Annotated in this window: 27 protein-coding genes; 18 read left to right on the top strand and 9 right to left on the bottom strand. The window is 67.2% G+C overall.

Annotated elements, in window-relative coordinates:
* Nucleotides 1–20: 20 nt before the first annotated feature.
* On the bottom strand, nucleotides 21–1,007 hold the full coding sequence (locus tag CQY20_RS09510) for a TerC/Alx family metal homeostasis membrane protein (protein WP_234816166.1): 987 nt from the start codon (nucleotides 1,005–1,007) through the stop codon (nucleotides 21–23).
* A 300-nt stretch (nucleotides 1,008–1,307) separates the two neighbouring features.
* On the opposite strand from CQY20_RS09510, the gene CQY20_RS09505 reads away from it, so the two are divergent.
* The 7 genes from CQY20_RS09505 (at nucleotide 1,308) to CQY20_RS09475 (ending at nucleotide 6,208) form a co-directional block, all read left to right on the top strand.
* Nucleotides 1,308–2,192, top strand: coding sequence for an SDR family oxidoreductase (locus CQY20_RS09505; protein WP_097939834.1), 885 nt, complete (start codon nucleotides 1,308–1,310; stop codon nucleotides 2,190–2,192).
* A 52-nt stretch (nucleotides 2,193–2,244) separates the two neighbouring features.
* Nucleotides 2,245–2,616, top strand: a complete 372-nt coding sequence (locus CQY20_RS09500) for a VOC family protein (protein WP_097939833.1) — start codon at nucleotides 2,245–2,247, stop codon at nucleotides 2,614–2,616.
* Nucleotides 2,617–2,711: 95 nt separating this feature from the next.
* Complete coding sequence (locus tag CQY20_RS09495; RefSeq protein WP_097939832.1) at nucleotides 2,712–3,923, top strand: inorganic phosphate transporter; 1,212 nt, start codon at nucleotides 2,712–2,714, stop codon at nucleotides 3,921–3,923.
* On the top strand, nucleotides 3,920–4,210 hold the full coding sequence (locus CQY20_RS09490; protein ID WP_097939831.1) for a hypothetical protein: 291 nt from the start codon (nucleotides 3,920–3,922) through the stop codon (nucleotides 4,208–4,210). Before CQY20_RS09495 ends, CQY20_RS09490 begins: the two co-directional genes overlap by 4 nt.
* A gap of 14 nt (nucleotides 4,211–4,224) precedes the next feature.
* Complete coding sequence (locus CQY20_RS09485; protein WP_097939830.1) at nucleotides 4,225–4,527, top strand: DUF3349 domain-containing protein; 303 nt, start codon at nucleotides 4,225–4,227, stop codon at nucleotides 4,525–4,527.
* A 47-nt stretch (nucleotides 4,528–4,574) separates the two neighbouring features.
* On the top strand, nucleotides 4,575–5,672 hold the full coding sequence (gene menE, locus CQY20_RS09480; protein ID WP_371871027.1) for an o-succinylbenzoate--CoA ligase: 1,098 nt from the start codon (nucleotides 4,575–4,577) through the stop codon (nucleotides 5,670–5,672).
* A 23-nt stretch (nucleotides 5,673–5,695) separates the two neighbouring features.
* Nucleotides 5,696–6,208, top strand: coding sequence for a hypothetical protein (locus CQY20_RS09475; protein ID WP_097939828.1), 513 nt, complete (start codon nucleotides 5,696–5,698; stop codon nucleotides 6,206–6,208).
* 8 nt (nucleotides 6,209–6,216) lie between these two features.
* Here the strand turns inward: CQY20_RS09475 and CQY20_RS09470 are convergent, their stop codons facing one another.
* Nucleotides 6,217–6,561, bottom strand: a complete 345-nt coding sequence (locus CQY20_RS09470) for a DUF3140 domain-containing protein (RefSeq protein WP_097939827.1) — start codon at nucleotides 6,559–6,561, stop codon at nucleotides 6,217–6,219.
* A 95-nt stretch (nucleotides 6,562–6,656) separates the two neighbouring features.
* On the opposite strand from CQY20_RS09470, the gene CQY20_RS09465 reads away from it, so the two are divergent.
* From CQY20_RS09465 to CQY20_RS09455, 3 genes are read left to right on the top strand one after another with little or no spacing between them, the layout of a single operon-like run.
* On the top strand, nucleotides 6,657–7,271 hold the full coding sequence (locus tag CQY20_RS09465; protein WP_097939826.1) for a pyridoxamine 5'-phosphate oxidase family protein: 615 nt from the start codon (nucleotides 6,657–6,659) through the stop codon (nucleotides 7,269–7,271).
* Nucleotides 7,272–7,315: 44 nt separating this feature from the next.
* The gene (locus tag CQY20_RS09460) at nucleotides 7,316–7,642 is read left to right on the top strand and encodes a hypothetical protein (RefSeq protein WP_097939825.1); all 327 of its coding nucleotides are present in this window, start codon (nucleotides 7,316–7,318) and stop codon (nucleotides 7,640–7,642) included.
* Between the two features lie 33 nt (nucleotides 7,643–7,675).
* Complete coding sequence (locus CQY20_RS09455; protein ID WP_097939824.1) at nucleotides 7,676–9,139, top strand: lipase maturation factor family protein; 1,464 nt, start codon at nucleotides 7,676–7,678, stop codon at nucleotides 9,137–9,139.
* Here CQY20_RS09455 and CQY20_RS09450 read toward each other — a convergent pair.
* From CQY20_RS09450 to CQY20_RS09440, 3 genes are all read right to left on the bottom strand, one after another.
* A complete protein-coding gene (locus tag CQY20_RS09450; RefSeq protein ID WP_097939823.1) occupies nucleotides 9,126–9,887 on the bottom strand; it encodes an SDR family NAD(P)-dependent oxidoreductase in 762 nt (253 codons plus the stop codon). The genes CQY20_RS09455 and CQY20_RS09450 overlap by 14 nt on opposite strands.
* A 112-nt stretch (nucleotides 9,888–9,999) precedes the next feature.
* The gene (locus CQY20_RS09445; RefSeq protein WP_097939822.1) at nucleotides 10,000–10,590 is read right to left on the bottom strand and encodes a TetR/AcrR family transcriptional regulator; all 591 of its coding nucleotides are present in this window, start codon (nucleotides 10,588–10,590) and stop codon (nucleotides 10,000–10,002) included.
* A gap of 50 nt (nucleotides 10,591–10,640) precedes the next feature.
* Nucleotides 10,641–11,480: a GNAT family N-acetyltransferase gene (locus tag CQY20_RS09440; protein WP_097939821.1), complete on the bottom strand. Its 840-nt coding sequence runs from the start codon at nucleotides 11,478–11,480 to the stop codon at nucleotides 10,641–10,643.
* 63 nt (nucleotides 11,481–11,543) lie between these two features.
* Between CQY20_RS09440 and CQY20_RS09435 the strand changes: the two genes are divergently transcribed.
* The 3 genes from CQY20_RS09435 (at nucleotide 11,544) to CQY20_RS09425 (ending at nucleotide 14,734) form a co-directional block, all read left to right on the top strand.
* The gene (locus CQY20_RS09435; protein WP_097939868.1) at nucleotides 11,544–12,899 is read left to right on the top strand and encodes a hypothetical protein; all 1,356 of its coding nucleotides are present in this window, start codon (nucleotides 11,544–11,546) and stop codon (nucleotides 12,897–12,899) included.
* A 75-nt stretch (nucleotides 12,900–12,974) separates the two neighbouring features.
* On the top strand, nucleotides 12,975–14,234 hold the full coding sequence (locus CQY20_RS09430; RefSeq protein WP_097939820.1) for a molybdopterin-dependent oxidoreductase: 1,260 nt from the start codon (nucleotides 12,975–12,977) through the stop codon (nucleotides 14,232–14,234).
* Nucleotides 14,234–14,734 carry a hypothetical protein gene (locus tag CQY20_RS09425; RefSeq protein ID WP_097939819.1) on the top strand — a complete coding sequence of 167 codons (501 nt, stop codon included), beginning with the start codon at nucleotides 14,234–14,236 and terminating at the stop codon, nucleotides 14,732–14,734. The genes CQY20_RS09430 and CQY20_RS09425 overlap by 1 nt, the downstream gene beginning before the upstream one ends.
* Here CQY20_RS09425 and CQY20_RS09420 read toward each other — a convergent pair.
* From CQY20_RS09420 to CQY20_RS09410, 3 genes are read right to left on the bottom strand one after another with little or no spacing between them, the layout of a single operon-like run.
* Nucleotides 14,731–15,360 carry a methyltransferase domain-containing protein gene (locus CQY20_RS09420; RefSeq protein WP_097939818.1) on the bottom strand — a complete coding sequence of 210 codons (630 nt, stop codon included), beginning with the start codon at nucleotides 15,358–15,360 and terminating at the stop codon, nucleotides 14,731–14,733. The genes CQY20_RS09425 and CQY20_RS09420 overlap by 4 nt on opposite strands.
* A 1-nt stretch (nucleotide 15,361) precedes the next feature.
* The gene (locus CQY20_RS09415; RefSeq protein ID WP_097939817.1) at nucleotides 15,362–16,018 is read right to left on the bottom strand and encodes a TIGR04282 family arsenosugar biosynthesis glycosyltransferase; all 657 of its coding nucleotides are present in this window, start codon (nucleotides 16,016–16,018) and stop codon (nucleotides 15,362–15,364) included.
* On the bottom strand, nucleotides 16,015–16,671 hold the full coding sequence (locus CQY20_RS09410; RefSeq protein WP_371871028.1) for a glycosyltransferase family 2 protein: 657 nt from the start codon (nucleotides 16,669–16,671) through the stop codon (nucleotides 16,015–16,017). The genes CQY20_RS09415 and CQY20_RS09410 overlap by 4 nt, the downstream gene beginning before the upstream one ends.
* 99 nt (nucleotides 16,672–16,770) lie before the next feature.
* Between CQY20_RS09410 and CQY20_RS09405 the strand changes: the two genes are divergently transcribed.
* From CQY20_RS09405 to CQY20_RS09385, 5 genes are all read left to right on the top strand, one after another.
* Nucleotides 16,771–17,454: a response regulator transcription factor gene (locus CQY20_RS09405; RefSeq protein WP_097939867.1), complete on the top strand. Its 684-nt coding sequence runs from the start codon at nucleotides 16,771–16,773 to the stop codon at nucleotides 17,452–17,454.
* Nucleotides 17,441–18,466: a sensor histidine kinase gene (locus tag CQY20_RS09400; RefSeq protein ID WP_097939815.1), complete on the top strand. Its 1,026-nt coding sequence runs from the start codon at nucleotides 17,441–17,443 to the stop codon at nucleotides 18,464–18,466. The genes CQY20_RS09405 and CQY20_RS09400 overlap by 14 nt, the downstream gene beginning before the upstream one ends.
* A gap of 20 nt (nucleotides 18,467–18,486) precedes the next feature.
* The gene (locus CQY20_RS09395; RefSeq protein ID WP_097939814.1) at nucleotides 18,487–19,134 is read left to right on the top strand and encodes a cytochrome b; all 648 of its coding nucleotides are present in this window, start codon (nucleotides 18,487–18,489) and stop codon (nucleotides 19,132–19,134) included.
* Nucleotides 19,135–19,235: 101 nt separating this feature from the next.
* Nucleotides 19,236–19,673 (top strand): nitroreductase family deazaflavin-dependent oxidoreductase, encoded by a 438-nt coding sequence (locus tag CQY20_RS09390; RefSeq protein WP_174814690.1) that lies wholly within the window; start codon nucleotides 19,236–19,238, stop codon nucleotides 19,671–19,673.
* 70 nt (nucleotides 19,674–19,743) lie between these two features.
* On the top strand, nucleotides 19,744–20,184 hold the full coding sequence (locus CQY20_RS09385) for a DUF5990 family protein (RefSeq protein ID WP_097939812.1): 441 nt from the start codon (nucleotides 19,744–19,746) through the stop codon (nucleotides 20,182–20,184).
* Here CQY20_RS09385 and CQY20_RS09380 read toward each other — a convergent pair.
* Entirely contained in the window at nucleotides 20,173–21,291 is a 1,119-nt protein-coding gene (locus CQY20_RS09380) for an NAD(P)H-dependent flavin oxidoreductase (protein ID WP_097939811.1), read from the bottom strand. The two genes, CQY20_RS09385 and CQY20_RS09380, sit on opposite strands and share 12 nt — an antisense overlap.
* Between the last annotated feature and the right edge of the window lie 6 nt (nucleotides 21,292–21,297).

Genomic DNA, 21,297 nt, shown 5'->3' with positions numbered 1-21,297 from the left:
CGCACGTTAGCGCGCCGAAATCACTCGGCCTCGGCAGCGCGACGGGCGTCGCGGCTGGTCTTCACCAGGCTGAGCACCGTCGTGATGGTCAGCGTGATGACGATGAACAGCAGTGAGGTCACGATGCCGATCTCGGGCAGATGGAAATTGCCGACCTGGTCGAGATGGCTGTGGTGCAACGCCTCGATGATGAGCTTGACGCCGATGAAGCCGAGGATGACCGCCAATCCCTTGCTGAGGTAGACGACCCTGTCGAGCAGTCCGCCGATCAGGAAGTACAACTGCCGCAAGCCCATCAGCGCCAGTGCATTGGCGGTGAAGATGATGTAGGCGTCGTTCGTCAGCCCGAAGATCGCCGGAATCGAGTCGAGGGCGAACACGACGTTGGCCATGCCGATCGCGGCGATGACGATCACCAGCGGGGTGAACATGCGGCGCTTCTCGACGCGGGTAATCAACCGCCTGCCGTCGTAATCCTCGCTCAGCGGCAGGAATCGGTGCAGCAGCCGCAACACGGGGTTCTGGTGGAAGTCGGGCTCGTCGTCGGAGTTCTCGATCGCCAGCTGCACCGCGGTGTAGACGAGGAAACCGCCGAGGATGTAGAACACCCAACTCCAGGCGGCGATCGCCGCGGCGCCCGCGAAGATGAACGCGGCGCGAAGCAGCAGCGACAACACGATCCCGATGTAGAGCACCTTGTCCTGCGCCAGCGCGGGCACCGCGAAGCGCGACATGATGATCATGAAGACGAACAGGTTGTCGACGCTGAGGCTGTACTCGGTGATGTAGCCCGCGACGAATTCCTGCCCGCTCGCGCCCGGCGCGAAGATGAACAGCCCCACGGCGAACGCCACGGCCAGCCCGATGTACACCGTCACCCAGCGCACGGCGTCCTTGGCGCTGACGGTCCGTTGTCGACGGCCGATCACCGCCAGGTCGACCACGATGATGGCGACCAACGCGACCACGGTGATGGCCCAAACCAGCGGCGAGACAACAGAAATCACGACAGACCTCCGGACGGCATGCTGCATCGGTCCGAAGGTCTCTTCCGCCGCAGGCGCTACCTGCGACCGGCACCGCCGGGAAGGCCAGGCCTTCCGTGATGACGACGCGTGCCGCGGGAGGAATACTCCCCTTCACTGACTGGCAGAACTTTAGTCCACGAAGCAGAACTTGTCGCGTTGGGGCACGCCCTAACGTCGCGAGGCGGAATCCATGCAGCAGAAGTGCGGGTAGGGGCCTGCGGGAATGCCGTTTGGCGGTCCATACACTGCACGGGTGCCGACGGTCCATACACTCCTCGGGTGAGTAAGAGCCCGCTGCGGCGGCTGGCCGACGAGCTGGTACTGGCCAGCATGCGGCCGCCGATCGCCCCGCAACTGATGCTGTACCGGCCCGACCGCGACGAGGTCGACCTCGAGGGCAAGCGCATCCTGCTCACCGGCGCTTCATCGGGCATCGGCGAAGCGGCCGCCCAGAAGTTCGCCCGCCGCGGCGCCACCGTCGTGCTCGTGGCTCGGCGCAAAGCCCTGCTCGACGAGGTCGCCGACCGCATCCTCACCGACGGCGGCGACGCGCTGGCCATCGACTGCGACCTGTCCGACCTCGACGCCGTCGACGCGCTCGCCGCCCGCGTCGAAAAGGAGATCGGCGCGGTCGACATCCTGATCAACAACGCAGGCAAGTCGATCCGCCGCCCGCTGGCCGAGTCGCTGGACCGCTGGCACGACGTCGAACGCACGATGAGCCTGAACTACTACTCCCCGCTGCGGCTCATCCGCGCGCTGGCGCCCGGCATGCTCGAACGCGGCGACGGCCACATCATCAACGTCTCCACCTGGGGCGTGTTCAGCGAGTCCTCGCCGCTGTTCTCGGTCTACAACGCGTCGAAGGCGGCGCTGTCGGCGGTCAGTCGGGTCATCGAAACCGAATGGGCGCACAAGGGTGTGCACTCGACGACGCTGTACTACCCGCTGGTGGCCACCCCGATGATCGCGCCGACGAAGGCCTACGAGGGGCTGCCGGCGCTCACCGCGGCCGAGGCCGCCGACTGGATGGTCACTGCGGCGCGCACCCGGCCGATCCGCATCGCGCCGCGGATGGCCGTCACCGCCAAGGCGCTCGACACCGTCGCCCCCGGCTGGGTCACCGCCCTGATGCGGCGCCAACGCGTGCAGCCGAGCCGGTGAGGCCGACCGTGTCGCGGCCGCATCGGGCGGGCGACGTGATAAACAAAACACCATGGAGATCCTGGCCAGCCGGATGCTCCTCCGGCCGGCCGACTACCAACGTTCGCTGCGCTTCTACCGCGACGAACTCGGACTCGCCATCGCCCGCGAATACAGCGGCGGAACGGTCTTCTACGCAGGTCAATCGCTCATCGAACTCGCCGACCACGGCGAACCCAACGCCGGCGGCACGTTGTGGTTGCAGGTGCGCGACCTTTACGCCGTCCAAAGGGAACTGGCTGACCGCGGGGTTCCCATCACGCGGGAAGCCCGCCAGGAGCCATGGGGTTTACATGAGATGCACCTAACCGATCCCGACGGAGTGACCCTGATATTCGTGCAGGTTCCCGACACACATCCGCTGCGACGGGACAGCCGAGGTTAACGGGAGGCGAACATCAACCGTCTAGTTAGCGTTGACCAGGGATTTCTTTGTCGGTTAGTTCGACAAAAGATCTCGCCTAACGAGAGAATTCAGCCGTGGACCTTCAGCTGTTCCTGCTGATCATCGTCGTGATCACGGCGTTGGCGTTCGATTTCACCAACGGCTTCCACGACACCGGGAACGCGATGGCCCCATCGATCGCCAGCGGCGCCCTCAAGCCGAAGGCCGCCGTCACCCTCTCAGCCTCGCTGAACCTGGTCGGCGCGTTCCTGTCCACCGCCGTGGCGGCGACCATCGCCAAGGGCCTGGTCGAGTCGGGGCTGGTGACGCTGGAATTGGTCTTCGCCGGCCTGGTCGGCGGCATCGTGTGGAATCTGCTGACCTGGCTGCTGGGCATCCCGTCCAGCTCGTCGCACGCGCTGATCGGCGGCATCGTCGGCGCGATGATCGCCGCGGTCGGCGGCCACGGCGTCATCTGGAAGGGCGTGGTGTCCACCGTCATCATCCCTGCGCTGTGCGCCCCGCTGATCGCCTGCCTCGTCGCCAGTGTCGGCACCTGGTTGGTTTACCGCGCGGTCCGCGGAATCCCGGAGGAGAAGGCCATCCGCGGGTTCCGCTACGGCCAGATCGGCTCGGCGTCGTTGATCTCACTCGCCCACGGCACCAACGACGCTCAGAAGACGATGGGCGTGATCTTCCTCGCGCTGATCTCCTACGGCGCGGCCGAGAAATCCGATCACATGCCGCCGCTGTGGGTGATCGTGTCCTGCGCGGTCGCGATCGCGTTGGGCACGTATTTCGGCGGCTGGCGGGTCATCCGCACGCTGGGCAAGGGCCTGGTCGAGATCAAGTCCCCGCAGGGCATGGCGGCCGACACCTCTTCTGCGGCAATCATTCTGCTGTCCAGCCATTTCGGTTTCTCGCTGTCCACCACCCACGTCGCCACCGGTTCGATCCTGGGCAGCGGCGTCGGCAAGCCCGGCGCCGAGGTGCGCTGGGGCGTCGCGGGCAGGATGGCCACCGCATGGCTGATCACGCTGCCGTCGGCCGGTCTCGTCGGCGCCGTCACCTATTTCGTCGTGCACGGCATCGGCGGGTTCGCGGGCGCGTCGATCGGCTTCGCAATGCTCATTGCGGTCGCCCTCGCGATTTGGCTGCAGTCGCGCAAGGCGCCCATCGAGCCGACCAACGTCAACGCCGACTGGGACGGCACCCTGACCTCCGGGACCGCGGCCGACAAACTGCCGCTGCCCACCGTGTTGCCAGCGGTGGCAGAGCCCGAAGCGCATGAGAGGCAAGCGCTGTGAGTGCCTGGTTCAACTACACCGCCGTCTCCCAGATCGTCGTCGCCGGTCTGCTGGTCGGCGCCGGATTGCCTGCTTTGTTCGCGCTGGCGGTCCGCATCAACGCCGAGGGCGTCGGCACGCTGCGGCACGACGGGACCGCCGAGCAGCGCCATCCGCTGCTGATCGCGGTCTCCTGGGCGATCTTCGCCGTCGTCCTTGCCGCCGTCGTCATCGGTGTGTTGTTCATTGCCCGTGACTTCATCGGCCACCAAACCGGCTGGTACATCCTCGGCGCGGAACCGAAGTAAACTCGCAGGCAGTTGTGAACGCATTTCTCTCAAAGATCGTGGCTTGGTTGAACGCTGGATATCCGGAAGGGGTTCCGGGGCCCGACCGCGTCCCGCTGCTTGCGTTGTTGAAGCGACGGCTGACCGACGACGAGGTGAAGGCCGTCGCCCAGGACTTGATGGACCGCGGCGAGTTCGACCACATCGACATCGGCGTGCTGATCACCCAGATCACCGACGAGCTGCCGTCACCCAGCGATGTCGAGCGGGTACGGCAGCGGCTGGCCACCAAGGGGTGGCCGCTTGACGACCCGCGAGACGTAGAGGAGCCGGAATAGCCGTCCTACACCCTGTCGCAGTCCCGACGGGTCCGTCGGCTTTGTCGGTGCTGCCGACGGTGGAAGGCATTTTGGCAGGCCGAATCCCCGCGATGCTGCCGGTCCCGGCCAACGACGAGCGTCAAACCCAGCTGCTGACAACGGCTTTGCGCGTCGGTGAGGATATCGACGACGACATCGCCGTCGTCGTATCGACATCGGGCACCACGGGTACACCGAAAGGCGCGATGCTGTCCGCGGCAGCGCTGACGGCCAGCGCCGAGGCCACCCACCGCAGGCTCGGCGGGCCCGGACAATGGCTGCTCGCGCTGCCCGCCTACCACATCGCAGGCCTGCAGGTGTTGGTGCGCGGCGTGCTGGCAGGCAACACGCCGGTCGCGCTGCCCGCCCAATTCGATCCGGCCGACCTGCCCGCGGCGGTCGCGGCGATGGGCAGCGGGCGCCGATACGCCTCACTGGTCGCCGCGCAACTGGACAAAGCATCGTCGCACCCGGCGGCCAGCGCCGCGCTGGCCGAACTCGACGCGGTGCTGATCGGCGGCGGGCCGATGCCCACCAAGATCGCCGAAAAGGCCGCAGCGGCAGGGATTTCGGTCGTGCGGACGTACGGCATGAGTGAGACCGCAGGCGGCTGTGTCTATGACGGTGTGCCGCTGGACGGTGTGGAAGTGCGGGTCGGCTCCGACGGGCGGATCGCGCTCGGCGGCGCCACGCTGGCCAAGGGCTACCGCAACCCGCCCGAGAACGACCCCTTCGCCGAGCCCGGCTGGTTCCTGACCGATGACGTTGGCGCCCTTGACACTTCAGGCAGACTGCGCGTGCTGGGCCGCACCGACGACGCGATCAGCACCGGCGGCCTGACCGTCTTCCCGCATCTCGTCGAGAACGCGTTGTCGTCACATCCGCGGGTGGCCGAATGCGCGGTGTTCGGTGTGCCCGACGACCGGCTCGGTCAACGCGTCGTCGCCGCCGTAGTCGCGGCCGCCAACTATCCGCCACCGACGCTGGTCGAACTGCGCAAGTACGTCGGGGCGCTGCTGGACCCCACCGCCGCGCCTCGCGAGGTGCACCTCGTCGACGCGTTGCCGCGGCGCGGCATCGGCAAAATCGACCGCCGCCGATTGGCCGCGCAGTTCGGCCGCTGAGCCCGCTGAGCTAGCATCCGGAAATGGTCCGCACAGTTGCGATAGCCGCCACCGCGCTCGCCCTGCTCATCGGCTCCCCTGCCGCGCTCGCCGAGCCCGCCGACGACGACGGCACCACCTTCGCCATCGGCATGTGCTACGACCCGGCCAAACCGCCGCAGCAGCGGCCCGCGTCGTTCGCCTACAACTGCGACGGCACCGGCGTGATGACGGACATGACGTGGACCAGCTGGGGATCCGACGGCGCGCGCGGCACCGGCACCGACGTCGCGGTCGAATGCCAACCGAACTGCGCGCAGGGTCGCACGCTGAGGAACCCGATCGTCGTGCACGCGTGGAACCCCGTCACGGCGCCGAACGCCGAGTGCCCGCGGAACGTTCAATTCTTCACCGATTTGACCATCGCCTATCCGCACGACGCACCGCCGTGGATTCAGCCCGGCGACACCTGGTCGCCGGGAACCGAATTCGTCACGGTGGACGGCATGCCCGCCGTTGCTTATTCGGGCCTGATCCCTACCTGCCGTCCGCTGTAGGCCGCCCGTCAGGACGGGACCGGCTTGAGCGGGTCGTGCCCGATGGTCATCATCCGGTGCCGCCAGGCCTCATCGCCCGCGGTCGGTTCCATGTCGGCGCTGCGCTCGGCGTGGATGCGGTCGACCACCTTGCGCATGATCCGCTCGTCGTCGGCGGTCATGTCGCCGCGGCGCTTCTGCAGGATCTCGACGACGTGTCTGGCGGTCTGCGAGCCGGATTGGTCGGGGAACAGTTCGGTGTCCTCGCCGGCCGACCGCGTGCGCAGCCACTCCATCAGCTCACGCGACGTCATGTTGACCACGCGGTGAAACTCCTCCCACAGCGCGGGGTCTACCTCGACATGCTTGCCCATGATTCACCTCCACTCACGGCCCGGCTACCCGCGTCCCAGCAGCGCTAATCAGGGGTAGCGCCCGCCGCAGGACGACGATTGCGCAGAATGGAGCGATGCGCCGAGAAGTGAGCACGATCGATGAACTGCGGGCCATCGTCGGACACCCGAACACTTATGTGGCCAACAAAGTGGCGCCCCGACTGTCCGCCGTGCAGCGGGACTGGGTGGCGCACACCCCGCTGGTATTCGTGGCGACGACGGACGACGCCGGCCGCGTCGACGTCTCCCCGAAAGGTGATCCTCCCGGCTTCGTCCACGTGATCGACGACACCACGATCGCGATCCCCGAGCGGCCTGGCAACAAGCGGGTGGACGGCTACCTCAACGTCCTGGCGCGCCCGCGGGTGGGCACCATCTTCGTGATCCCCGGCCGAGGGGACACGCTGCGGATCAACGGGTCGGCGCGCATCGTCGCCGAGGCGGACTACTTCGATGCGATGACGGTGCAGGGCAAGCGGCCGATCCTGGCGCTCGAGGTCGACATCGAAGAGGTGTTCTTCCACTGCGCCAAGGCGTTTCTGCGGGCCGACGCGTGGAATCCGGACAGCTGGAATCCCGCCGCGGTGCCGTCGGTCGCACAGATCGTCAAGGCGATGCGGTCCGACATGAGCTTTGAGGAGCTGCAGAAGCACTACGACGAGGACAACGTGCGCAAGGTGCTGTACTAGCGCGCCGCTTGTTTCGGCGTCGTGGCTGCGGGTACGCGGCGATCATGACGTCAGACACTGGCACGGACCGTAAACGGACCGTGGTCAACTGGGTCCTCGCGCTGTCGACGATCATCGGTGCCGCGGTCGTCGAGGTCTATTCGTTGATGCAGGTGATGGGCACCGCAGGGTGCACCGACCAGACGTGCCCCCCTGGACCAGGGGATTTCCTGTTCGGCCTGATCACCTACGGTGCGCCGGTGCTGGCGATCGTCACGATCGCGCTCGCGTTCTTCACGGCACGGCACCCCCGCGGGTGGGTGGCGCCTGCGATCTCCTGGACGCTTTTCATTATCGGGTTCATCATTTTGGCGGTGACCTTTCAAGGTTGACGAGTGGCTCGAGTAGCTGCTGGGAGCTGACCGATGGACTGGCTGACGGCGCCCGAATGGTGGTGGGGCAGGCTGATCCTGGAGCGCGGCGTGGCCGCGGTCTACGTCTTGGCGTTCGTGTGCGCGGCCCGGCAGTTCCGCGGATTGATCGGCGAGCGCGGGATGCTGCCCGTGCGGGAGTACCTGGCGCTGCGGTCTTTTCGGTCTGCGCCGAGCGTTTTCCACCTGTACTACTCGGACCGGTTCTTCGCCGCCGTGTGCTGGACGGGGGCCGCGCTGTCGGCCGCGATGGTGGTGGGCCTGGCCGACCTCGTGCCGCTGTGGGCCGCCATCCTGTTGTGGCTGCTGCTGTGGGCGATGTACCTGTCGATCGTCAACGTCGGCCAGATCTGGTACTCGTTCGGCTGGGAGTCGCTGCTGCTGGAAACCGGCCTGCTGGTGGCGTTCCTCGGCAACGACGAGGTGGCCCCGCCGGTGCTCCCGATGTGGTTGACGCGGTGGCTGCTGTTCCGTGTCGAGTTCGGCGCCGGCCTGATCAAGATGCGCGGGGACCGGTGCTGGCGCGACCTGACGTGCCTCTACTACCACCACGAGACCCAGCCCATGCCGGGCCCGCTGAGTTGGTTCTTCCACCGGCTGCCGCGCCCGCTGCACCGGGTGGAGGTGGCGGGCAACCACTTCGCGCAGTTGATCGTGCCGTTCGGGTTGTTTGCGCCGCAGCCCATCGCCAGTGCGGCCGCCGCGATCATCGTGGTGACGCAGTTCTGGCTGGTGCTCTCGGGTAACTACGCGTGGCTGAACTGGCTGACCATCATCCTGGCCGCCAGCGTCATCGACACCTCGACCGCCGCGAAGGTGTTCCGCATCGCCGAGCCGACGAATGTGCCTGCGGGCCAGCCTTACTGGTACGCCGCATTGGTCATCGCCTACACCGCGGTGGTGGTGGTGCTCAGCTGGAATCCGGCCAAGAACCTGGTCTCCCGCAGGCAACGCATGAACACCACCTTCGACCCGCTGCACATGGTCAATGCCTACGGCGCCTTCGGCAGCATCACCCGCACACGCGCGGAGTTGATCCTCGAAGGCACCTCCGACACCGTCGTCTCCGACGAAACCGTCTGGAAGGAGTACGAATTCAAGGGCAAACCGGGCAACGTGCGCCGGATGCCCCGCCAGTGGAGCCCGTACCACTTGCGGCTCGACTGGCTGATGTGGTTCGTACCGCTCTCACCGGCCTACGCCCAGCCGTGGCTGATTCCGTTGTGCCGCGGCCTGTTGACCAACGAGCGCGGCATCGTGAAGTTGCTGCGGACCAACCCGTTCCCCGACGAGCCGCCGACCTATGTGCGTGGCCTGCTGTACCGGTACCGCTTCAGCACGGCCCGCGAACTGATGTCCCAGCGCGTGTGGTGGCAACGCGAACTCATCGGTGTGTATCTGGCGCCGCTGTCCCTCGACGAAACGCGGACGCTGCGACGGTTGTTCAGATTTGGTTGAGCCCGCCGTCGACGGGGATGTCGGCCCCGGTGGTGAAGCTGCTGAGGTCTGAGGCCAGGAAGACGACGGCATTGGCGACTTCTTCGGGTGTTCCGAAGCGGCCCATCGGCACGCCGCTGATTTGGCTCTCGGTGAGCCGCTTGTACGCGTCAGGTCCGGGGAACATCATCTGGGCGAACCCGTCCATGCCTGGCGTGTCGGTTGCGCCGGGGCTGACCGCGTTGACGCGAATCATGCGGCCCCGCAGCTCACTTGCCCAGGTGCGGGCCAACGAACGGACCGCGGCCTTGATCGCGCCGTACACCCCGGTGCCGTCGGCGGCGCGGGCGGCGGCGGTCGACGCGTTGAGAATGATCGACCCGCCGTCGTTGAGCAGCGGCAGCGCCTTCTGGACGGTGTGGACGACGCCCTTGAAGTCGATGTCGATGAGCGTGTCGAGGTGTTCGTCGGTGATCTGGCCGATGAAGGCCGTGTCGATGATCGCGGCGTTGGCGAACACCGCATCGAGGCGACGGCCGCTGTCGGCCACCGCGGTGTAGAGCCGGTCGAGGTCTTCGGGCTTGCTGACGTCACCCTGCACACCGACGGCGTTGTCGCCGAGTTCCTTCACCGCGGTTTCGAGTTCGGCTTGCCTGCGGCCGGTGATGAAGACGTAGGCGCCCTCATCGACGAAACGCTTCGCGGTGGCGAATCCGATTCCGGTGCTGCCGCCGGTGATGACTGCCGTCTTGCCTTCCAGAAGTGCCATCGTCGGGCCTCTCTGTGTTATGGACCATTCGGTCAAGAACATGGACAAAGGTAGGGACACCGTGCGGGGTCCGGTTATTCCTTCGTTGTTCGGAAAAACTTGCGTTCGGTGGTCAGGCTGCCGAGATCAGCGCGATCATCTCTTCGGCGGCGGCCTTGAGCTGAGTCGGCTTGGCGCCGCCCTTGTGCAGGGCTTCCTGGCCGCGCATGAAGGCCAGCAGCGCGGTGGCCAGCGCTTGCGGATTGCGTTCGGCGGCGATTGCGCCGTCGCGCTGCGCCTCCTTGATGCAGGCGACCAGTTCGTTGCGCCAGATCGTGTATGCGCGTTCAACTTTCTTTTCGACGACGTCGTCGACGGCGGCCAGTTCGGCCGCGCCCTTGGCCATCATGCAGCCGCGACGGTTCTTGTCGGCGTTTATCGCCTTCAGCTGGCCGCGGATGTGTCGTGTCAGTCGCTCGAAGGCGCTGACGTCGGGGTCGCGCAGTTCTGCTTGCACGCCCCGCAGGGCCGAGGTGATGTAGTCGTCGAGCGCGCGCACGTACAGGCCGTGCTTGTCACCGAACGCGCCGTAGAGACTGCCCTTTCCCAATCCGGTGGCCTCGGTCAGGTCGTCGACCGAGGTCGCGGTGTATCCGCGGGTCCAGAACGTTTCGCGGGCGGCGGCGACGACGTCGTCTTCGTCGAACTTGCGTGGACGTGCCATACCACCACGTTACGTCGATTGTGGAACGATTATTCCGTATCTAGACGCGTTCACTTCACCAGCACCGCTCGCGTGTAGAGCAGATGAAATCCCTGGCGTTGCACGTTCTGTTGTGATTTCGATCCCGGCGCCGTGGTGACGACGGCGATGTCACAGCCGGCCGCGGCCGCATCCGCGAGCCGTTTCGCCAGCAGCGCGGACTGCACGCCACGCCTGCGGTGTTCCGGCGCGGTGGCCGCTCCGACCAGCTGCGCCACCCCGTCGGTCACGCGCAACCCTGCCCCGCCGGCGATGACGCCGTCGCGCAGCGCCAGATACGTCTGCGCGCCCGTGGCGACCATGTCGCGTTCGGCGCGCTCCACGATGTCGCGGGGGAAGTCCTCGTGCGTGGCGACGCCCTGGTCGTCGGGATGCGCGAAGCCGGTCGTCACCACCTCGACCCAGGCGTCGAGTTCGTCGTCGAGGCCACGACGCACCTCGATCACGTCGACGCCGGGTCTTACGTCGTCCAGCGTCCTGCCCAGGACGTTCTCGAACGCCACAAGGTGATAGCCGCGCTCGGTCAGCAAAGCGCCGATCTCCGGGTCGCCGAGGTTGGCCAACTCGACCTGCGTCGCGGCGGACCGCGCCGCGTACGCGCGCTCGATCTGCTCGAGTTCCTGCGGGCTTGGCACGCCGTCAAAGCCCAGACCCACCACCTTGTTGAACGGCAGACCGTCCTCGCCGAAACACGCGAAGCCGCCCGCGACGGGTGTCACGAACGCGCCGACCGGATTTCGACGGCGGGCTGCGTCGGTGCCCGCCGCGATCGACTGGGCCTCGGCGCGCTCGATGCGCGCAGCCAACGCGACACTGCAGAACAGGGGATCGGGCACCCGACTATGAGACATCAGCGGCCCGATCAACGCGACATGTTTTGCGCGCCACGCCCTACGCTGGCGGTCGTGTCCAGGCTGCAGATCGGTCGCAAGGAGACAGTGGCGGTCGCCGTCGCCGTGGTGCTGGTGGTGGCCGCGTTCGTCGTGCCGCACCTGCATCTCGGGATCGTCACGCCGCTGATCAACGCCAGCCCGGCCCGGTTTCAGAGCTTTGCCGATACCGCTCCGATCTTCGGCTGGTGGAAGGCCCACGTCGGGTGGGGCACACCGGCGGCGATTCTCATCGGCATCGCCGCGGTGATGTGGGGGCCCGCCGGCGCGCAACGGCTGCCGTGGCGCGCGCTGGTGCTGGTCGCCTGGGCCACCTCGTGCGCGTGGGCGTTCTCGCTGGCCATGATCGACGGCTGGCAGCGCGGTTTCGCGGGCCGGCTCACTTCGCGCCATGAGTATCTGCGGCAGGTGCCGACCGTCACCGACATCCCCGAGGCGCTCAGCAGCTTCTCCCGCAGGATCCTCGACTACCAGCCGGATTCCTGGATCACCCACGTGTCCGGGCATCCGCCCGGCGCGCTGCTGACATTCGTCTGGCTCGACCGGATCGGGCTCAGCGGCGGCGCCTGGGCAGGGCTGCTGTGCCTGCTGGTGGGGTCGAGCGCGGCCGCGGCCGTGATCGTCGCCGTGCGCGCCCTCACCGACGACGCCACCGCTCGGATGGCCGCACCGTTTGTCGCGGTGGCCCCGACCGCCATCTGGATCGCGGTATCGGCCGACGGCTATTTCGCCGGAGTCGCGGCGTGGGGCATCGCGCTGCTGGCGCTGGCGGTCAAACAGCAGGTGCGGGTGCCCCTGCTGGTCGCGGGCGGGGCCGGCCTGTTGCTCGGCTGGGCGTTGTTTCTGAACTACGGCCTGGCGTTGATTTCGTTTCTGGCCCTGGCCGTGATGGCCACCTCCGTCGACTGGCAGACCGCGCTGCGCACCCTGATACCCGCCGCGCTGACGGCCGGCTTCGTCGTCGGAGTGTTCTTCGCGTTCGGCTTCTGGTGGTTCGACGGCTATCAGCTTGTGCAGGAACGGTATTGGCAGGGCATCGCGAATGACCGGCCGTTCCAATACTGGTCGTGGGCCAACCTGGCGTCGGTGGTGTGCGCAATCGGCCTCGGCAGCGTGGCAGGCATCGGCCGCGCGTTCGACATCGCCGCCATGCGCAGGAGTCCCGGGCTGCGGCTGTTGATACTGGGTGCGCTGCTGGCGATCCTGTGCGCCGACTTGAGCATGCTGAGCAAGGCCGAGACCGAACGCATCTGGCTGCCGTTCACCATCTGGCTGACGGCGGCAGGCGCCCTGCTGCCGCCACAGTCGCACCGCTTCTGGTTGAGCCTCAACGTCGTCGGGGCGATCGCGTTGAACAGCTTCATCCTGACCAACTGGTGACCGGTTCTTACCAACGGTTCTTACCAAACCGTGACGATCCCAGCTCCGGGCGCGCTGCGTCGGGATAATCGGGGAATGGCGAGCCCACGGTTGGTCCAGCGGATTGCGCGCTGGCGCAGCCCGTTGCGCGGACCGTGGCTGACGTCGGTGTTGGGCTCGGTGTTGTTGGTCGCGCTGCCGATCGTGATCATCACCGGCCTGCTGTCCTATATCGCCTACGGCCCGCAGTTCGGCCAGGCCATTCCCGGCGACGTCGGATGGTTGAAATTGCCGACGTTCGACTGGCCGACCGAACCTGCGTGGATCTACCGCCTCAACCAGGGCGTGCACGTCGGCCTCGGCCTGGTGTTGATTCCCGTCGTGCTGGCCAAGCTGTGGTCGGTGATCCCGCGGCTCTTCGCCTGGCCGCCGGCACGGTCGATCGCCCAACTGCTGGAACGTATTTCGCTGGTGATGCTGGTCGGCGGCATCCTGTTCGAGATCATCACCGGCGTGTTGAACATCCAATACGACTACATCTTCGGGTTCAGCTTCTACACCGCGCACTACTACGGGGCGTGGGTATTCATCGCCGGCTTCCTGGCGCACATCGCGATCAAGCTTCCCCGCATGTGGGCCGGCCTGCGGTCGATGTCCATGCGAGAGGTGCTGCGCACCAACCGAACCGATACGCTTCCCGAGCCGTACGAGCCCGACGGATTGGTGGCCGCCGATCCGACACCGCCTACGGTCAGCCGCCGCGGCGCGCTCGCACTGGTGGGCGGCGGAGCGCTGTTCATCGCGGCCATCACGGCGGGCCAGACCATCGGCGGCGTCACGCGGAAAGCGGCGATCCTGTTGCCGCGCGGCCGCACCCGTGGTGACGGGCCGAACGACTTCCAGGTGAACCGGACCGCGTGGGCTGCGGGAATCAGGCCGGAGGCCACCGGTCCGCAGTGGCGAGTCACGTTGAGCGGTGGCCCCTCTGCGGTCACGCTCGACCGCGCCGCGCTTGCCGCGATGCCCCAACACACCGCCCGACTGCCGATCGCCTGCGTGGAGGGCTGGTCGACGACGGAGACCTGGTCCGGTGTGCGGCTGCGCGACTTGGCTGAACTCGCCGGCGTGTCGAACCCGGCGTCGGCGTTCGTGCGGTCCGTCGAGCGCTTCGGCGCATTCAACCGCGCCACCCTGCAGGCAAACCAGGTGCTGCATCCGGATTCGCTTCTGGCCCTTGGTGTGAACGGTGCAGACCTTTCGCCGGACCACGGCTACCCGGCGCGGATCATCGTTCCCGGTCTGCCCGGTGTACACAACACCAAATGGGTGGCGTCCATCGAATTTCGGCCCGCCTGATGCGCACCGCACTGGATCGGTTCCGCGCGGTGTACGGCTCGAACCCGTTGCACCTGTTGACGCTCGTCGCCGGATTCGCGTTGTTCGCCTATGTCGTGATCACCATCAAGCCGATAACGCTGTGGAACCCGAACACCTGGTGGCAGTCGATTGTGGTGTGGTTCGCCGCCGCGATCATCGCCCACGACCTCGTGCTGTTCCCTATCTACGCTTTGATCGACCGTATCCTCGTCGCCGCGAACAGGATTCGGCCCGCACCGCGCACGTCGGCGGTGCCGGTGCTGAACTATGTGCGGACACCGCTGCTGGGCGCCGGGCTGACGCTGCTGATGTTTCTGCCCGGAATCATCGAGCAGGGCGCACCGACGTATGCGGCCGCGACCGGCCAGACACAGGAACCGTTCCTTGGCCGCTGGTTGTTGTTGACCGCGGCCATGTTCGCGGCTTCCGCGGTGACCTACGCGATCCGGCTCACCTTGGCGCGAAGGAGTAGAGGCTAGGCCTGCGCCAGGCTGGCGACGACGCGGCCGCCGATCGGATGGATGCCGGTCAGCGCCATGCCGACGTCGTCGGCCAACCGCGCCGCGCAATCGATGCCGACCGACGCCCACCGAAACCACGGACCGATCGTGCGCGCCGATTCCAACCGCACCCATCCGGAGTTGACTCCCGAACTCGTCGAATCGAATTCGGCGATGCACTGGCCGCCGCGTCTGAGCAATTCCGCGGCGCGGCGCAGCACTCGCCACGGGTCACCGCCGAGCCCGACGTTGCCGTCGGCCAGAAGCACGGTCTCCCAGCGGCCCGTGGCGGGCAGCGGATCGAACACGTCGCGCAGCAGCGCAGGCGCCCCGCTGCGGCGAGCCAATCCCACCGCAGTGGCCGACTGGTCCACGCCGAGTGCGGGCACACCCCGCTTGATCAGGCGCGCCACCAAACGACCTGGACCGCAACCCAAGTCGATCGTCGGCCCCGAGCACAGTCTCAGCACCGCGTTGTCGAACTGGCGGTCGGCGTGGTGGCCGCCCAGCCAGCTGCGGACCGGCAACTGGCGCAGCCGGCCGTCGTCATGCCGCACCCAGCATCGCTCACCGTCCAGCGCGCGGTCGTAGAGATTGCCCAGCATGTCAGAGCCCCGCGGCCTTGATCGCGTTGATGAATCGACTGTCGGGTGCGCAGTCGGCGCGGACGATGTCGACGTCGTCGACGGTGTCGACGTCGGACAGTTCTGCCACCAGCGTCACGGCTAAACCCCTCTCGCGCAATGCTTCCAGGGTGGCGGGACCGGTGTCGGAGCGTGATGTCGGAATGGTGTGCAGGCAGTCGGCCATCGACGGCTCGGCGACACCGAGCAGCCACCAGCCGCCGTCGCGGGCCATGCCGAAGACGACGTCGGTGTGGGTCAATGCCTGTGCGCAGTCGGTCAGCAGGCCCGCGGTCACCTGCGGCGTGTCGGATGCGATCAGCAACACCGGACGCTCAGCCGCCGCATCAATGATCGCGTTGGCCAACCGCGCCGAGAAGTCGTCGCCGCGTTGATCGACAACCCGCAAATCATCGAGGCGCGAACGGATTTCGGCGCTACCGCTGGCGGCATCCAGATCACCGGTGAGCGCCACCACTCTGTCCTGCACGGGAGTGGCGTCGACGGCGTCGAGCGTGTCCAGCAGGGCCGCCGCGGCGATGTCGGCAGCCGCATGATCGCCCACGGACGCCGCCAGGCGGGTCTTGGCGAAACCCGCAACCGGCGCCTTCGCGATGACCACGAGCGTGACGGGGATCACGTGATCGCTCGCCAAAAGTCCAGTCCCGCATTGATACTGCCGCGAAGCGATCCGCTTACCTTTGACTTTCCGCCTGTGCGCGGTCCGTAGGGCACGTCGCGTTCGACAACCGTCCATCCAGCCTTCGCTGCACGCACCATCAGTTCGACAGGGTAACCGGCGCGACGGTCGGCGATCCCAAGCCCCAGGAGGGCATCGCGACGGGCCACCCGCATCGGGGCGATGTCGTGCACCGGCAGGCCGTAACGACTGCGCAACCGCCAGCACACCACCGCCGTGCCCAGCCGCGCATGCCAGGGCCAGCGCAGACCAGGCACCGGGCGTCGTCGCCCGATCGCCATGTCGGCGCCGCGGTCGACCTCGTCGACCAGCGCAGGCAGCTCCGCGGGATCCAGCGACCCGTCGGCGTCGATGACCGCGACGATCGGCGTCGTCGCCGCCTCCACCCCGGCGTGCACCGCCGACCCGTAGCCGGGACGGCGCTCGGAGACCACCGCCGCTCCGTGCCTGCGGGCCACGTCGGCGGTGCCGTCGGTGCTGTTGTTGTCGACCACCAAGGCGCTATACCCCGACGGCACGGCGGCAAGCACACCCGGCAACGAGGCCGCTTCGTTGAGACAGGGCAACACCACCGTCACATCGGCCATACCCATCGAACCTAGGCGAGGTGGCTGGCGGTTACCAACGCCAACGGTGACGAAAGCGTGACATCCGTGCAGGTGACAGATGGCTTCCGGCTAATCTCGGAGATTGTGACGCGCGTGATGATCGCCGACGACGACGCCGTCGTTCGCGACGTCGTGCGCCGCTATCTGGAACGGGACGGCCTGGAAGTCGCGATCGCGCGCGACGGCAACGAGGCCCTGCGGCTGCTCGGCTCCGAGCGGATCGACGTCGCGGTGCTCGATGTGATGATGCCCGGTCCGGACGGTATGGCGTTATGCCGCAGCCTGCGCCAGCGCGGCGACTACACGGTGCCGGTCATTCTGCTGACCGCGCTCGGCGAGGAGGACGACCGGATCGCCGGATTGGAGGCCGGCGCCGACGACTACCTGACCAAGCCGTTCAGCCCGCGCGAACTGGCCCTTCGGGTGCGCTCGGTGTTACGCCGCGCACCGGCGCCGCTCGGCGTCACACCGGTGGAGCTGAACGCGGGCGAGCTGGCGGTGTCCACCGCGTCGCGGGCGGTGACAGTCAAGGGCGAGCCGGTCAGCCTCACCAACCGCGAGTTCGACCTGCTGCTGTTCTTCATGACCCACGCCGACACGGTGTTCTCCCGCGAGGAACTGCTCAAGCATGTGTGGCGGTGGGAGTTCGGCGACCTGTCCACGGTGACCGTGCACGTCAAGCGGTTGCGGACCAAACTCGGCGACCAGCACCGGGTGCAGACGGTGTGGGGCCGCGGCTACCTGTGGAGCTCGAGTGCCGTCGCATGAGATCTGGGAGATCGTCGGCTGGGCGCTGGCGTGTTCGGTGCCGGTGGTGGTCGCCGGCGCGCTGATCATCCGGCTCGCGCGGTCCTGGTCGCTGGCGGTCAGCATGGGAGCGCTGGTGCTGATCCCGACGCTGGCGACATTCACCGGTGTGCTTGGCGCCAGCGGGTTCATGGTGACCGAGACGTTCGAGCGCACGGCCGTGGTGCTGGTGATCGTGTCAGTCGTGACGATCCCTGCGGCCGTCATGTTGGCCCGCTTCCAGGCCCGCCGCACGGTGTGGGAGCAAGAGATCCTCGACTCCGAACGCGCCGCCGAGCAGTCGCGCCGACAGCTGGTCGCGTTCGTCAGCCACGACCTGCGCACGCCGTTGGCCGGGATCCGCGCGGTGTCCGAGGCGATCGCCGACGGGCTGGTACCCGACGACGAGATCCGCTCGCACGCCAAACACATTGAGCAGGAGTCGATTCGACTGTCGGAGATGGTCGACGACCTGTTCGAGATGTCGAAGATCAACGCAGGCGCGATTCAGCCGGCGTTCGACAAGGTGGCGCTCGACGAGGTTGTCGACGATGTGATGAATGCACACCGCATCGCCGCCGAGCGGGCGGGCGTGGTCTTGACGGCGGACCTGCCCGCAGAACCGGTGCGGGTGGTCGGCAGCGACCGCGCGCTGGTGCGGGTGCTGTCGAATCTGGTGGCCAATGCGATCGCGCACACACCGGAGGGCGGCAGGGTCGCGTTGGCGCTGGGCTCCGATGAGGAGTGTGCGTGGGCCCGCGTGGACGACACCGGCGTGGGCATCGACGAGGCCGATCTACCGCGGGTCTTCGACGTCTCCTATCGGGGTTCCAACGGGCGGGTGCCGCGCGAGGACTCGTCGCTGCCGAGCGGGTCGGGACTCGGGCTGGCCATTGCGGCGGGTCTGGTGCAGGCGCATCGCGGCACCCTGTCGGCGAGGAACCTCGACACCGGGGCGCGCTTCGAGGTGCGATTGCCGCTGGCAGCCGACTGAATTCGGCTAGCTTCGGGCGTATGCGCCTGCGGAACGGCGAACACGGCTATGGCGCCGTCACCAAGTTCCTGCATTGGTTGACGGTGTTCGCGATCGTGGGGCAGTTCCTGGTCGGGTTGACGATGGAGGCCGACGACGCGGCGTTGGACCGCGAGAAGGCCCGCATCGACGCGTTGGAGGACATCGGCAAGGACGTGGCAAAAGACCGCGGCCTCGAGGAGCTGTTCGAGGTCGAGATCGAGCGCCTGGAGGAAGACCTCGATGCCCGCCGCGACGAGTACATGTCGGCGGCGTTCACCGATGTGTTCTCCGGCAGGTTTCTGACCGACGGGGTGTCGCTGCCGGAAATCCATGTGCTGCTGGGGCTTTCGATCCTGCTGCTCGGAATGGCGCGGGTGCTGTGGCGGGCGTTCACGCCGCTGCCGCCGTGGGCGCCGTATCTCGAGCCAGGTGAACGCAGGCTCGAGACGGTGCTGGAGAAACTGCTGCTGACGATGCTGTTCGTGGTGCCGTTCACGGGTCTGCTGTTGATCTTCGGCGATATCGATTGGCTGGCAGCACATATCGGCGCGCAGGTGGTGCTTCTGCTCGTGATCGCGGTGCACGTGGGACTGGTGCTGCGGCACACGGTGGTGCGGCGCGACGGGCAGCTGTGGCGGATGGTCTGAGTTTTCGCTCCTTATTGGTCGTGGTGCGGCTCACACTTGTTCTTGATAGATTATTCTATTATTGTCGTTAACCAAGAATGGTCCATCGGAGGGTGCAGCTCATGGCCGTCGATACTCGCAAAGCAGTGCGGAAGTTCCGGTTCGAACGACAGCTCGGTCGCCTGATGTTCAATCCGCTGGTGGCCGCACTCGACAAGATCGGCGTGCGGGCGTCGTCGGTGGTCGAACTCGAAACCGTCGGCGCCAAGACCGGGCTACCGCGGCGGGTACCGCTCACCGGCCGGGCCGACGACACCGGCGTCTGGGTCATCTCTCAACACGGCCGCCGCGCCGGCTGGGCACACAACATCACCGCCAACCCCAACGTGCGCGTAGGGAACGAATGGCGCACGGGCACAGCCGCTTTCGTACCCGACGACGATGTCGTCGCCAGGGCCCGCAGCTTCGGCGGCCATAGCAAGCTCAGCCAGTCGGCGACGGCGCTGGGCATGCGGGCGCTGCAGAGCGACCCCATCTCGGTGCGCATCACTTACACATGATTTCGGCGATTTCGGCGCGCAAAACGGCGCTGAGCGCACGTTTGCGCGCCGAAATCGCAAGAATGGACGGGTGCAGATCCGCATCGTCGGCACCGACCTGCCCGGTCGCGAGTGCCCGCCCGGCCACAACTTCCCCGGCTATTCCAACGTCCACGTCGGCGTGCAGACCAGCCGCAGGCCGCCGTCGCTGCTGGAGTTGCAACCCGGCGACGCTGCCGAGGTGTCGTGGACGATCGACTGCACGGTCAGCGGCGACGACATCCGCGGCCCGTACATCCAGGGGCCGCCGGGCGATCGCTTCATCTACCTCAACTGGGGCAGCCTCGACGCCGACGGCGGCATGGACATGTTCCGTCGCGCCAAGCTGATGCTGGCCGACGTGCCGGACGACGTATGGCGGAAGGTGATCGAGTCGGGATTGCTGATCGGGCGGCTGCGGCTCACCGACGGCAAGGGGCAACCGCTGTGCGCGGCTGTACGGCCGCCGGTGATCGAGTGGTCAGTCGGGTAGCGAGTTGCTCAGCCGCTCCGTCGCGGCGAGGTAGTCCTCGATGAACTCCCGGACGACCTCCCGCGCCGGCTTCACCTTGTTCATCAGCCCGACGCCCTGGCCGACGAAATAGGTCGCCAGCGCCTGGGCGCCCTGATGCCCTTGTGCCGCAAGCATGTCGACTCGGCGGATGACGGGCTCGGCCACCATGGACTGCAGCGGCAGCGGCAACGGCTTGTGGCCGCCGTCATTGGGCAGCCATGCGTCGGTCCAGTCCGACTTCAGTTGCCGCGCAGGCTTTCCCGTGCGACCGGCCGACCGAATGGTGTCGCGCGAGGACGCCGCCAGGAACTTCTGCACGGTGTACGGCGCCGTCTCGGCCTCTTCGGTGGTCAGCCACACCGATCCCGTCCACGCGCCGTCGGCGCCCATCGCGACGGCCGCGGCCATCTGCCTGCCGGTGACGATGCCGCCGGCGGCAAGAACGGGAACCGCGCCGTCGATGGCTTCGATGACTTCGGGGACGAGCACCATCGTCGTCACCTCGCCGCAGTGGCCGCCGGCCTCTGTGCCTTGCGCGACAATGAGATCCACGCCAGCGGCGACCTGCTTGACGGCGTGCTCCTTGGCGCCGACCAGCGCCGCCACGGGTATGCCGTTCGCCTTGCCCGCCTCGATCATGTAGTCCGGCGGCACCCCGAGCGCGTTGGCGATCAGCTTGATGGGGTGGCTCATCGCCGCCTCGAGCAGTTCCCGGCCGGTGGTGCCCGCCAGCGAGGAGCCGCCGGCGAACGGCTTCGGGTCGGCCTCGATGTCGTGGGCGGCGAGCACGTCGGCGATGTAGCCGCGCACGTCGTCGGGAATGCGGGCAGCGAGATCGGACGACGTGATCTTCTCGCCCTTGCCTTCGTAGGTCGCGGGCACGATCAGGTCGAGGCCGTAGGGCTTGCCGCCGACCTGTTCGTCGATCCACGACAGTTCCTTGTCGAGTTGTTCGGGGGTGAACGCCGTTCCGCCGAGAACGCCGAAGCCTCCGGCGTTGGTCACCGCGGCGACGACGTCGCGGCAGTGGCTGAACGCGAACAACGGGAAGTCGATGCCGAACTTCTCACAGATTGCGGGCTTCATCCGTCC

The organism is Mycolicibacterium agri (assembly GCF_002553505.1).
Taxonomy (GTDB): domain Bacteria; phylum Actinomycetota; class Actinomycetes; order Mycobacteriales; family Mycobacteriaceae; genus Mycobacterium; species Mycobacterium agri.
This window is presented reverse-complemented; position numbering and strand designations above follow the sequence as displayed.

Bases quoted from the DNA above. Each gene is read 5' to 3' on its own strand.
- CQY20_RS09500 (WP_097939833.1), top strand. From the start codon at position 2,245: ATGGAGATCCTGGCCAGCCGGATGCTCCTCCGGCCGGCCGACTACCAA.
- CQY20_RS09475 (WP_097939828.1), top strand. From the start codon at position 5,696: ATGGTCCGCACAGTTGCGATAGCCGCCACCGCGCTCGCCCTGCTCATC.
- CQY20_RS09470 (WP_097939827.1), bottom strand. From the start codon at position 6,561: ATGGGCAAGCATGTCGAGGTAGACCCCGCGCTGTGGGAGGAGTTTCAC.
- CQY20_RS09465 (WP_097939826.1), top strand. From the start codon at position 6,657: ATGCGCCGAGAAGTGAGCACGATCGATGAACTGCGGGCCATCGTCGGA.
- CQY20_RS09460 (WP_097939825.1), top strand. From the start codon at position 7,316: ATGACGTCAGACACTGGCACGGACCGTAAACGGACCGTGGTCAACTGG.
- CQY20_RS09455 (WP_097939824.1), top strand. From the start codon at position 7,676: ATGGACTGGCTGACGGCGCCCGAATGGTGGTGGGGCAGGCTGATCCTG.
- CQY20_RS09450 (WP_097939823.1), bottom strand. From the start codon at position 9,887: ATGGCACTTCTGGAAGGCAAGACGGCAGTCATCACCGGCGGCAGCACC.
- CQY20_RS09445 (WP_097939822.1), bottom strand. From the start codon at position 10,590: ATGGCACGTCCACGCAAGTTCGACGAAGACGACGTCGTCGCCGCCGCC.
- CQY20_RS09440 (WP_097939821.1), bottom strand. From the start codon at position 11,480: ATGTCTCATAGTCGGGTGCCCGATCCCCTGTTCTGCAGTGTCGCGTTG.
- CQY20_RS09430 (WP_097939820.1), top strand. From the start codon at position 12,975: ATGGCGAGCCCACGGTTGGTCCAGCGGATTGCGCGCTGGCGCAGCCCG.
- CQY20_RS09425 (WP_097939819.1), top strand. From the start codon at position 14,234: ATGCGCACCGCACTGGATCGGTTCCGCGCGGTGTACGGCTCGAACCCG.
- CQY20_RS09420 (WP_097939818.1), bottom strand. From the start codon at position 15,360: ATGCTGGGCAATCTCTACGACCGCGCGCTGGACGGTGAGCGATGCTGG.
- CQY20_RS09410 (WP_371871028.1), bottom strand. From the start codon at position 16,671: ATGGGTATGGCCGATGTGACGGTGGTGTTGCCCTGTCTCAACGAAGCG.
- CQY20_RS09395 (WP_097939814.1), top strand. From the start codon at position 18,487: ATGCGCCTGCGGAACGGCGAACACGGCTATGGCGCCGTCACCAAGTTC.
- CQY20_RS09390 (WP_174814690.1), top strand. From the start codon at position 19,236: ATGGCCGTCGATACTCGCAAAGCAGTGCGGAAGTTCCGGTTCGAACGA.
- CQY20_RS09380 (WP_097939811.1), bottom strand. From the start codon at position 21,291: ATGAAGCCCGCAATCTGTGAGAAGTTCGGCATCGACTTCCCGTTGTTC.